We start from the raw sequence: 12,123 nt of genomic DNA on the forward strand, positions 1-12,123 counted from the left end.
TTCCTCACCGTGTCGTTTTTTAGATTCAGGGTATGCCACTAGTGTGACATGCGTCGACGGCATCTGCGTACCACGGTGGACACACTCAGCATTCCGATTGCTGCGCTGGCCAGGACGATAGTTCCCTCGATCCCCTGTGGCCATGACACGTTCGCCATCGGCCATGACGACACCCATGTAGCGACCCACGCGATCCATCCCGTGAATATTTGTGCAACGTGCGCCATCAGGGTTGCTGCAGCGGGCCACCACGGCGCACACACCGCTGTCATCAGGGCGCAGACGCACGCTGGCGCGATGACAGGGCTGACCAAAACGTTCGCAATCACACCCCACACTGGTAGAAGCGGCGACATCAGTACGAGGACAGGCGCCACCAGGATTTGAGCGGCAAGTGGAACACAGCACGCCTGCAGCAGGCGTCTGATACAGCGCGCATACCAGGCATCGCTGCGCACCGCATGCTTGACAGCTTCGTTCCACTGTTGAGCAGGGCCGACAACACCCCACGTGGCAAGGACGGACAGCGCAAACCCCACTGCCCGGGCAGAAAACGGGTCAATCAGCAAAACCAGTACGACCACGGTGGACAGCGCTGCCTGCGCTCCCCCAGGCCGTTTGAGCAACAAGCCTGCGACTCCGACGCTCGCGGTCAACACCGCGCGTATGACCGAGGGCTGCGGTCCGACAACTGCCACAAGAAGACTCATTGCCGCAAGGGTCGTGCCAGCGCGGATCAATCCTCGCCCTGGCACTGCGCTGACGATCAGTGACAACATGATCGCGATGTGAGTTCCGGACACGGCCGTGAGATGCGTCAGCGACGACGTCTTCATTGCGTCCGAAAGCTCCTCGTTCATGGCGCGATCATCACCAATGGCGACGCCGGGAACCAGCGCCTGGCCTTGCACAGTGAGCGTCGAGCACACCTGACGCATCGATGATCTGACATGACGGACAATCGAGACCCATCCGCCCGGGCGTTCAGTCAGCTCAATGTTCTCAGCCTCCATCGCGCCCACAAACGGCGGGTCGGAGCGAAACTGCGAGTCAATACTGCCGCGCACGAGTACGCGATCATCGCGCACATACTCTCCAATCCCTGCACCCATCAACATGACATTCACGTTCGAGGGCTGCCATTGACCGTGAGACACTTCAACCTGTTCGACGCGCGCGTCTGCGTAGAAGCGTGTCCGGTTCCACCGGCTTGCCATCGCAGCTGGGTCATCGATCAGGCGCACGCGGAGCGTCACGTAGGTGCGCCCAGAGTCGATGAGGCGCACGGTCGGATCCCGCGCATGAGCATCGCAGGCACTGCCGGCAACTATTGCAGCCGCACCCGATGCGATAAGTATTGCCGCCCATCCCAACCGTAACGATCCGACAGGAGTGCGCATCCGGCGAGGGCGAGGCCTCCCTCGTTCATTGTGCCAATCACGAACACGCCACGCGGCCAGTGTTGCTGCGAGTGCCACAAGGACACCGGTCACTACCACCGCATCCTTCAGGTGGATCGGGATGCGCAGACAGATGAGCAGGGTGATCCAGATGCTGGCGGCAACCGGCGTGACACGCATATCACGCATGCGCGGATAAATCCTCGGTGAACTCATCGGATGGCCTTCAGTGACGGTGGCGCCCCGGGAAACGGCTGACCGGCATGGCAACGGCGAGTGCGAGCCGATGATTCAATCAAGAAAAAGTGCTGCATGAGGACGAGGGTATGCATTCGTCTCACCGCCTACCACCGTGTGTCCTTCGCCTGTGTGTGAGCGCTGCACACGTGTGGTGACTGTGGACGGCGGTGGTTTTCCACACGACAAAACCCCGGTCGGATTAAGTTGTCGTTCGATTTACAGGGGCGACGCAGCGCGCTTACAGTAGGACTCATCTAACCGCGCTCATGACAAGGACACCCGTTTGAACCCACCATACGTTGCTCCTGATGCTCACGACGCTGCGATACGGACGCCTCCGGGACCATCTCCAGAACTCTTGCACCTGCGCGCATCAACGAGGATCGTCCGCGCACTGAGTGCAGCACGCTTACAGCGCGCTCACACCAAGTCCCGCACTGATGCGCTGAGAACGCGGGTGCGATCGTTCCTGATGTTTCCACTTGTCACACTCATGGTTGCGTTTGCGCTGACGTCGTGTCATTCCTCGCAGCCGACGACGGATAATCAATTCTGGGATGGATCCTTATCCCTCGAGCAGCGCGCCACAATCGAGGATGTTCAGCGCACTATCCTGCCCGCATTCCAGGAAATCCTCGCCAACCTGTCCGCAGCTGGAGCCGGACAATTTTCAGAGCTCGAGGGCCCGTCGCTGACGGGTCGTGCGACTGATCGCGACACGGGCAAGATCTCGGCTTTTGAAGTTGCAACTGCCATTGCCGCTGGCCACGCAATTCCGCCTGAAGAGGCTCGCCGGATCACAGGCGACATTGTGACCCCGCTCGGAATGACCCAATTCAGTGACCTCACACCCGATGATGACAACACCGGCGAGGTCTCGTACAACTGGTTTGATCCGGATAACGGTGGATTCGTCGAACTGACGATTCTACCCGATGGTTCCATGACTGTTTATTACATTTCAGGCATGCGCCCGACGGATGGTTCGACAACTCAAGCCGAACAGTGGACTGATGGAGCCCAGTCCGATGCGAGTGCCCAGTAGCGGGCGTTTCTGTCGGTGGCAACGCCGCGCTTACACACACGCACCTGTCGAAATCTTCTGAAGCATTGCCGGTCCAATGCCAGAGACATCATCGAGCTGTTCGACTGAATCGAAGCGACCAACTGTCTGGCGATAGTCAATGATGCGTTGCGCAATGGCTGGTCCCACGCCGTCGAGATTTTCGAGTTCGGCAGATTCAGCGGTGTTGATGTTGATACAGGATGGTGCCGTGTTGCCTACCGGGTTGCCATCAGAGTCATTGCTTGACGGAGTGCCTGTCTGAGCACCGGGTGGAGGGCTTTCACCTGGTTTGGTCACGGCAATGTGTTCACCATCGACCAGCACGCGCGCCATGTTGAGCGATTCAAGGTCGGCATCAGCAAGTGGACCGCCCGCAGCATCGACCGCATCGATGACTCGTGAGCCGTCGGGAAGCTCCACGACTTGCGGCTGCCCGACCTGCCCTGTCACGTAGACGGTGACGCTGGCAGTGTCAGATGGGGTGAGTAGATCGCCCTCGTCAACGCCCGTAACAGCCGAGGAGGACTGGGCGGACTGAGCAGCCGGTGCTTCGTTTGGCGATGATTCGTCGAGGCTATGGGCGGTATCTGGAGCTGAACGAAAGCGCCATACTGAGATTGCGCTGACAAGGACAATGACGAGGACCAGGACAATGACTGCCGGCGCCGATGGCAGAATACGGATGCGCTGCTCGGGTGTTTCGTCGCCGCGTTCAGACGCTGCCTGGGCGTACACAGCGTGTGTCAGCTTTTTGAGACGACGGCGTTGAAGGAGGTCCATGTGGGCACTGTATGGATACTGCGGACTGTCTCGGAACAGCGGCAGTGCGAGTGTGGATAACTCCAGCGCGCAGTGCCTCATGTGGATATCTGGGCACTGTCCACATCACAAGCGATTTATTCCAACCTCTTTACTCGAGGGCATGCATCTCTTACCATGAAAACGCCCGCTGACAAGGAGACAGAGGACTACCGTGACAGATTTACATGTTGTGCCAGGAGATTTCGGCAAGCTCTCCAATTCAACTGCATCTATCGCTGACGATGTCCGCTCCGTCACAGTGGCGGATGCACTTTCAGGACTTTCATCAGCAATGCCCGGCGCATCGTCACCTTCAGCCGCGGCGGAGGCCGGCGCGAATATCGAGGAACGCTCAAAAGCTACCGCCAATTTGCTGTCTCGGTTCAGCGATGCTTCTATGAGTACTCAAAACAGCTTCAACGCCACAGAAAACAGCATTACTAACGGATTTTCAGGCAACACTGTAGAGCCGCCAGCGTACTCAGAACCTGCTAGAGCCACTGATGGCGGCACAGGTGGGGACACCGCTGTTCACACAGTGAAGTAGGAGGTCGCAATGCCCTCGTGGAGCGATATTCAATATTGGAATGACAGCCCGGTCATTGAAGCGGCGAACAACCTGACTGATTCCTACCATAAGTTCCGAGCTCAGGCGGATGAAGCAGCCGCAGCACGAAACGAGATCCAGTCTGTTGGTGAGGCTGCAGACTCAGCGCGCGATCAATTAGGCACGATCATTGAACATCTGAGCCGCGTCATTAATGACACTGCCGAGCTCATGATGGCAACGGCAGATGCTGCTGATGGCGTCAATGAAGTCAGGACTCTCGTTCATGAATGCATCACTCAGGCACAGATCGATGGTGTGGCGATCCATGCAAATGGATCGGCATCTCATCCCCCGCCACCGTCCACTCTCCCCCCAGACGTTTATGCCATTGAGGCGGCGCGGAACGAAGCGGAATGTCAGGCTACGATTGCAAACATCAACCGTGCAGTTCAGCGAGCAACAGAAGTGGACAGCGAGTATGCACATCGCACTCGCGCCGTGGCAGAAGGCTCTTATCGAAATTCGGAGAGTAGCAGCTCTACGAGTCCGGGTTTATCAGATTTGCCTGACCCTGCCACCTGGTCACCAGCAGAAATCGCAACGTGGTGGAATGCTCTATCTGAAGATGAACAAGATGCCCTCATCAAAAATCATCCAGACCTCATCGGAGGGCTGGACGGCCTGCCTGGATCCGCACGCGATGAAGCCAATAAGATTCGTCTTCCTGCCATGCTCTCTGAAGCTGAGCAAGCCGAGAAGGAAGCTCGCAAGAAATACCTTGATGCTCAAGAACGCTTGGGGCCATCGGGTTTTGCATCACTCGAATATAGTGAATGGCAGCGAGCTCAAGAGAAACTGGAAGATCTTCGCGCTGTCGAGTCCACACTTAATTCCGACCCGGAATTGTCCTTACTCGTTTTAGACGATTCTGGAGAACGATTGAAAGCCGCTGTCGCTCATGGAGATATTGACAGCGCTAAGCACGTTGCGACTTTCGTTCCCGGTATGAACACTACAGTTCACGATAGTCTCGACTCGTACACGGCCAAGACAGACGTCATGCAGAGCAAGGCTTTGAAGAACAATAATGGCGATGTCGCAACTATTGCATGGCTCGGCTACGATGCTCCGGACTTGTCAGATGTTGCGTCCACATCTAAAGCACACGCAGGTGCCGACAGGCTCAATTCTTTCGTTGAAGGAATCCAGGCCTCGCGTGAGGCAGGCGAATATGGTGACCCGCATCAGACTGTTCTCGGCCATTCGTATGGCTCGACTACTTCCGGTATGGCAGTGAAGGACACGAGGACAGGGGTAGTTGACGATCTCGTGATGTTTGGCTCCCCTGGATCGGGTGTGCAGGACATCCGTGAATATAACCTGCCCGCTGATTCAGGAGGAGATCCGGGACCGCATGCGCACGTCTCGCACGCCCAATACCGAGATCGAGTGCAAGGGATAGGACCGGACTTTTCCTTCGGCAAGAACCCGAACAAGCTTGACGGCATCGAGCATCTCGCAGATTCCACTGCTAAGCCTGATACCTTCTGGGAATGGGTCGACCCGTTTTCGCAGCACAGTTCTTACTTTGAAGAAGGGTCTGCGACAATGAATGACTTCGGCCGTGTAATCGCGGGAGTGAAGTAGATGGTGTTTGCAGCACATACAAGACTGCACGCTCCGAGCATTCCCTTTCTATCCGTACTGACAATTGCAGCGTTGACAGCAGCGTCGTGTACCACAAAGGAGCAAACAGTGACTAACGAGTTCTGGGATGGCAGCGCCCCCTTTGAGAAGCGCCAGACAATTGAAAGCGTTCAAACGGAAGTTCTCCCCGCCTTTAAGCAGCTTCTCGACGAACTCTCCGAATCCGGAGCTGGGTCTTTCTCTGAGCTCAAGGGGCCTTCTTTGGACGGACGAACGACAGAGAAAGAAACCGGAGCCATCGTTGGCTTTGAGGTCAGCACTGCAGTCCTGGCCGGCAACGCAATTCCTGCTGACAGCGCGCGTGAAATCGGCGACCGTGTCCTCCCCCCAGCAGGTCTGAGCCACTTCACCGATATCACGCCTCAAGATGCCAAATCGGACACCACATTTAACTGGCACGATGAAGAAAACGGTGGATTCGTCGAACTGACGATTCTTCCCAAAGGCGATCTGACGATCTACTACGTCTCCGGAAATCGCCCCTCTGACGGCTCAACAACACAAGCCGGACAATGGATCGACGGTGCTCAGTCAATTGCGGGCGCCAACTCACCCTGATCCTTGCGGTGAGCTTTTAGACTCGAGATATGAGTGAAAACAACGCCGACTTGGAAGCTCAACTCGCACAGGCTCGCGCTCAGGCGGCCGAAGCTGAAGCACGCGCCGCCCGAGCAGAAGCTGAGGCCGCCGCAGCCCGCCTCGCCGCACTGGAAGCGCAGGGCGGATCAGTGCAGGCGCCCGCAGACCCAGCCCAAAACCCCGCCGAGAACGCACAGGACGACAACCCGCCTTCTGACAAGCCCCACGACGTGCAACCGCACGCTGACGAATCTGAGCAGGAGCAAGAATCCGCCGACAAGGCCTCAGCAACAGACAAGGACTCAGCAGCAGACGCGCCCCAGCAGGCACCAGAAGGCACGACAGACAACGCGCCCGATAAGCCTCAAGAAGACACGACGCCTCCTGCCTCTTCACCTTTGGCTGACACTATCAGCGCCGCCTACGCATTCGCGGACACCACATCGGCTCCAACCATCACGGTCGGTACGCTGCTAGACGGCGACACTCACCTACCCCAGGCGACCGCCACAATACCGCTGTCCATCCTCAACCGTCACCTACTCGTAGCCGGCGCCACCGGCTCTGGCAAGACTCGCACCCTCCAGCTCCTGGCAGAAGGACTGTCAACAGCGGGAACCCCGGTCGCCCTCGTCGATGTCAAAGGCGATCTGACCGGCCTTGCCGAAAAGGGTACCGCCAACGACAAGCTTGCTGCGCGCACGACCGCCAACGGGCAGGACTGGCAACCGGCTTCCTTCCCCACACAGTTGCTCACACCGGCAGGCTCCAACGCCCCTGTTCCCGGCGCGATGGTGCGCACACGCGTCAGCGATTTCGGGCCGCTGCTTCTGGCCCGCGCGCTCCAGCTCAACACCACGCAGGAGCAGGCACTTCAACTGATTTTCTCGTGGGCCGATACGAACGGTCTGGAACTTGTTGACCTCGGTGACCTGCAATCAGTCATCACATTCCTCACTTCCCCTGAAGGCAAAGAGGAGCTCAGCGGGATCGGCGGCGTGTCCAAAGCGACCGCCGGTGTCATCTTGCGCACGCTGACCGCCCTTGCTTCCCAAGGGGGTGACCAGTTCTTCGGGGAACCCGCATTCGACACGGCTGACCTGATGAAGGCCGACAGTGACGGGCGCGGGATTATCTCCCTGCTGGAAGTAGGCGACATGTCCCGCCAGCCGGCCCTGATCTCCGCGCTGATCATGTGGCTGCTCGCTGACTTGTTCTCCAGCCTCGACGAGGTCGGTGACCTGGACAAGCCACGCCTGACATTCGTCTTTGACGAAGCACACCTGCTGTTCACCGATGCGACCAAGGAGTTCGTGCGTCAGGTGGTCCACACCGTGCGCCTGATCCGTTCCAAGGGCGTCAGCATCGTCTTCGTCACCCAGTCCCCCACGGACATCCCCTCTGACGTGCTCGCACAGCTCGGTTCGCGCATCCAGCATGCGCTGCGTGCCATCACACCGGACGATCAGCGCCGCCTCAAGGATGCCGTCAAGACTTTCCCCACCACTGACCTGGACTTGGCGGAGATCCTGACCACGCTCGGCACAGGTGAAGCGGTGGTGACGGTACTCGACCCGAAAGGCCGCCCCACACCGCCCGCACCGTTCAGCATCTGGGCTCCCGCATCGGTCATGGGAGAGGCGTCCGACGCGACGATCTCTACGTTGTTGTCGGCCTCAGATCTGGTCGCCCGCTACGCCACGCCTGTTGACCCGCGCTCTGCCACCGAAGAGCTGGCTGAGCGCACCCAGAAAGCGATCGACCAGCGGGCCGCAGAAGAAAAGCAGGCCGAGCTGGAAAAGGAACAGGAGAAGGCTCGCAAGAAGGCCGAACGAGAGGCGGAAAAGGAGCGAGCCCGCTGGGAGAAGGAAGCCCAACGTGAGCAGCAACGCGCTCAGAAAGCCCGCGAGCGCCGCCAACGATCCATGGAATCGGCACTGGCCAACGTGATCAAGTCCGCCGGCACTCAGATTGGGCGCGAAATCACCCGCAGTATTTTCGGCACGCGCCGCAAGTAACGTCACGCCGGTCATGCCGCCCGCTTTGAGTCGCCCTCGTCCGCTGGCAATAATTGACGAGGGCGACGCGCGCACGCGACGAAGGAGAAGATCATGCGTATAGGTTTCGTTGGATCAGGATCAATGGCAGGAGCAATTGCTCGCGGAGCGGCTCACAGTGAGGCCATCGACTCCCTGATGTTTTCAGATGCCGGCTCCGGCAGGGCAGCCGCACTGGCCGATGAGCTGGGCGGACAGTCTGCGACCAATGAGCGTATCGCCGCCGAATGCGACATCGTCGTCCTGGCCGTCAAACCCTACGCGATTCGTGACGTGTGCACCGCGCTGGCTCCAACAATCGCCGAGCGCGGCGGGGTATGCGTGGCGTCCCTGGCTGCCGGCACGCCGATTGATACGCTCAGTGCAGCGCTGGGTGATGTTCCGATTGTGCGCGTCATGCCGAATGTGAATGCGCAGATCGGCCAGTCCATGAGTGCACTGTGTGCCAACAAGGCTGCCTCGACTACCGCCGCCTCCTTCACCACAAATGGCACCTACCTTGACGCCGTTCGCGCACTGATGAACGCGGTGGGCACCACCCTCGTCATTGACGAAGACAAGTTCGCAGTATTCAGCGCACTGGCAGGATGCTCACCGGCTTGGGTGTTTCAGATCATTGAGGCGCTCGCGCGCGCCGGTGTGAAATACGGCCTGTCGAAGAGTCAGGCGACCACCATTGCAGCCCAGGCGGTTGCCGGGTCTGCCAGTTTGGTCCTTGACCGAGCCGAAGACGGCATCGTGCCTGCTCAGCTGATCGATCAGGTCTGCTCGCCCGGTGGCACCACCATTGCAGGACTGCTCGCAAGTGAAGAAGCAGGCCTGTCGAATGCACTGGTCGCCGCTGTCGATGCGGCAGTCCAGCGCGACGGTGAGTTGAGGTAGACACCACTGGATGCTGGACGTCTTTGGTGGCAAGCGCCTTAACCTCGTAGGCTAAGGGCAGAGTTATACGCGTATCGGATGGAGTCAGACTCATATGACCACACAGCAACCCCTGTCATCGCGACCGCACCTGGGTCAGGTGCCCGACAAAGTGACAGCAGATGGATTAGAGGACAAGTGGGGCGGCCGTTGGGAAGACGCCGGAACGTACTCATTTGATCGCACGGCCACGCGTGAACAGGTCTATTCGATCGACACTCCTCCGCCCACCGTTTCCGGATCCCTGCACGTGGGGCATGTCTTTTCCTACACGCACACTGACGTGGTTGCCCGCTACCAGCGCATGATGGGCAAGGAAGTGTTCTACCCAATGGGGTGGGATGACAACGGCCTGCCAACTGAACGCCGCGTTCAGAATTATTTCGGCGTGCGCGTCGACACGTCACTGCCCTACGACCCCGACTTCCAGCCCCCGCACACCGGTGGCGGAAAATCCATTAAGGCTCGCGACCAGCAGCCGATCAGTCGCCAGAACTTCGTGGAGCTGTGCGAGCGCCTGTCCATCGATGACGAGAAGCAGTTCGAAGCGCTGTGGCGTCGCCTCGGCCTGTCGGTCGACTGGAAGCAGCATTACCAAACCATCGGCGCACATGCCCGCAAGGTTGCCCAGGCAGCGTTCCTGCGTAACCTGGCGCGCGGCGAGGCCTACCAGCAGGAGGCGCCCGGCCTGTGGGACATCACGTTCCAGACTGCCGTGGCCCAGGCTGAGCTCGAATCACGCGAATACCCAGGGTTCTACCACCGCCTCGCATTCCACATCACTGACGAGGGGGCCGCACGCCAAGCCGCTGAGCAGGGTGCACCGGTTGAAAACGGTCGCGATGTCTACATTGAGACCACGCGACCCGAACTGCTGGCAGCCTGTGTTGCCCTGATCGCTCACCCTGACGATGAGCGTTTCAAGCCGTTGTTCGGCACCACGGTTACCTCGCCCGTCTTCGGTGTGGAAGTGCCTGTCCTTGCCCACCCGGAAGCGGAGATGGATAAGGGCGCGGGCATCGCGATGTGTTGTACGTTCGGTGACACCACTGACATTGACTGGTGGCGCGACCTTGATCTGCCGTTGCGAGCTATTTTGCGCAAAGATGGCCGCATCGCAACCGACGTGCCCGAATGGATCACGGATCCCGCCGGCCGCCAGGCGTATGAGGCGATGGCCGGAAAGACCACGTTCTCAGCGCGTCAGGAAGTGGTTGACCGCCTGCGTGAGTCCGGTGAAATGAGTGGTGAACCCACTGAGACGCAGCGTCAGACAAACTTCTTTGAGCGCGGCGAAAAGCCTCTGGAAATCGTCACGTCCCGCCAGTGGTACATCCGCAACGGTGGGCGCCCATGGACGCATGAATCAACGGGTAAGGACTTCAATGAGGAGCTCATTGAGCGCGGGCACGCATTGGACTTCCACCCCGAATTCATGCGGGTGCGCTATGAGAACTGGGTGGGTGGCCTCAACAATGACTGGCTCATCTCCCGTCAGCGCTTCTTCGGCGTGCCGTTCCCGCTGTGGTACAGGATCGACGAGGATGGCACAACGCTGTACGACCAGCTGATCATTCCTGATGAAGCTGACCTGCCGATCGATCCGTCCAGCGACACGCCCCACGGATACACGGAGGATCAGCGTGACCAGCCCGGTGGCTTCGCAGCCGAGCTGGACATTATGGACACGTGGGCGACCTCGTCCCTGTCCCCACAGATTGCAGCCGGCTGGCTGGAAGACGAGGACCTGTTCACCCGCGTTTACCCGATGGACCTTCGCCCGCAGGGGCAGGACATCATCCGCACGTGGCTCTTCTCCACGGTGGTGCGTGCCGCACTCGAATTTGGCGAACTGCCCTGGCAGCACACGGCTTTATCCGGCTGGATCGTCGATAAAGACCACAAGAAGATGTCGAAGTCGAAGGGCAACGTCGTCACGCCGATGGGCCTGCTCGAAAAGTACGGGTCGGATGCGGTTCGCTACTGGGCGGCTTCCGCCCGTCTGGGTGTGGACTCAGCTTTCGACGAGTCGCAGATGAAGATCGGTCGCCGCCTGGCTATCAAGGTTCTCAACGCCTCGAAATTCGCGCTGACGATGGGCGACGATTCCGGTGAGGTGGATCTTGATGCCTCGCATGTGACGCAGCCACTTGACCAGTCTGTTCTGGCACACCTGCGTTCCGTCATCGACACTGCCAGCAGCGCATTTGCAGCCTACGACCATGCGCGTGCCCTCGAGGTCACTGAATCATTCTTCTGGACGTTCTGCGATGACTACGTGGAATTGGTCAAGGAGCGTGCCTACAACCACGACGGCGCCTGGTCGGACGAGGAAGCTCAGTCGGCACGCGCGACGTTGGCCCTGGTCATCAACGCTGCTGTGCGTCTGCTCGCACCCTTCCTGCCCTACGTCACGGAAGAGGTGTGGTCGTGGTATCAGGAAGGTTCCATTCATCGCGCGTCCTGGCCTACCCTCGATGAGCTGTCCGGCCCCGAGGGTGACCCGACTGTTCTGGATGCTGCGTCGGCAGCGCTGATCGTCATGCGCCGCGTCAAGTCGGAAGCCAAGGTTTCTCCGCGTACGCCGTTCCTGGCTGTGACGGTGCAGGCTCCTGCCGACATGATTCCTGCCCTCGAAATGGTGGAATCCGATCTGCGCTCTGCTACGAAGGTGACGGGTACGCTGACTCTTGAAGAATCCGCGTCAACACCCGACAGCGGCGATGATTCGCATGAGACCCACAGTGTCAAGGTTGCTGACGTGACCCTGGGTGAGCCTCCGGCCAAAAGAAAGAAGTAGTC

9 protein-coding genes are annotated in these 12,123 nt (G+C 59.3%); 7 read left to right on the forward strand and 2 right to left on the reverse strand.

Annotated features, from left to right (window positions below; genetic code table 11):
- Positions 1 to 38: 38 nt before the first annotated feature.
- Complete coding sequence (locus AC1EJ1_RS06620; RefSeq protein WP_285014498.1) at positions 39 to 1,589, reverse strand: ComEC/Rec2 family competence protein; 1,551 nt, start codon at positions 1,587 to 1,589, stop codon at positions 39 to 41.
- Positions 1,590 to 2,112: 523 nt separating this feature from the next.
- On the opposite strand from AC1EJ1_RS06620, the gene AC1EJ1_RS06625 reads away from it, so the two are divergent.
- Entirely contained in the window at positions 2,113 to 2,685 is a 573-nt protein-coding gene (locus tag AC1EJ1_RS06625; protein WP_154955693.1) for a DUF4853 domain-containing protein, read from the forward strand.
- 30 nt (positions 2,686 to 2,715) lie between these two features.
- Here AC1EJ1_RS06625 and AC1EJ1_RS06630 read toward each other — a convergent pair whose 3' ends face one another.
- Positions 2,716 to 3,486: a helix-hairpin-helix domain-containing protein gene (locus AC1EJ1_RS06630; protein ID WP_285014497.1), complete on the reverse strand. Its 771-nt coding sequence runs from the start codon at positions 3,484 to 3,486 to the stop codon at positions 2,716 to 2,718.
- 193 nt (positions 3,487 to 3,679) lie between these two features.
- Between AC1EJ1_RS06630 and AC1EJ1_RS06635 the strand changes: the two genes are divergently transcribed.
- From AC1EJ1_RS06635 to valS, 6 genes are all read left to right on the forward strand, one after another.
- Complete coding sequence (locus AC1EJ1_RS06635; protein WP_285014496.1) at positions 3,680 to 4,054, forward strand: hypothetical protein; 375 nt, start codon at positions 3,680 to 3,682, stop codon at positions 4,052 to 4,054.
- 9 nt (positions 4,055 to 4,063) lie between these two features.
- Complete coding sequence (locus AC1EJ1_RS06640; protein ID WP_480295583.1) at positions 4,064 to 5,704, forward strand: alpha/beta hydrolase; 1,641 nt, start codon at positions 4,064 to 4,066, stop codon at positions 5,702 to 5,704.
- A 108-nt stretch (positions 5,705 to 5,812) separates the two neighbouring features.
- A complete protein-coding gene (locus AC1EJ1_RS06645) occupies positions 5,813 to 6,322 on the forward strand; it encodes a DUF4853 domain-containing protein (protein WP_285014493.1) in 510 nt (169 codons plus the stop codon).
- A gap of 29 nt (positions 6,323 to 6,351) precedes the next feature.
- Positions 6,352 to 8,361 (forward strand): helicase HerA-like domain-containing protein, encoded by a 2,010-nt coding sequence (locus AC1EJ1_RS06650; RefSeq protein WP_285014491.1) that lies wholly within the window; start codon positions 6,352 to 6,354, stop codon positions 8,359 to 8,361.
- 93 nt (positions 8,362 to 8,454) lie between these two features.
- Positions 8,455 to 9,282, forward strand: a complete 828-nt coding sequence (gene proC, locus AC1EJ1_RS06655) for a pyrroline-5-carboxylate reductase (protein ID WP_285014490.1) — start codon at positions 8,455 to 8,457, stop codon at positions 9,280 to 9,282.
- A gap of 94 nt (positions 9,283 to 9,376) precedes the next feature.
- Positions 9,377 to 12,121: a valine--tRNA ligase gene (valS, locus tag AC1EJ1_RS06660; protein ID WP_285014489.1), complete on the forward strand. Its 2,745-nt coding sequence runs from the start codon at positions 9,377 to 9,379 to the stop codon at positions 12,119 to 12,121.
- Positions 12,122 to 12,123 lie beyond the last annotated feature (2 nt).

The organism is Pauljensenia sp. C0170B4, assembly GCF_056590235.1.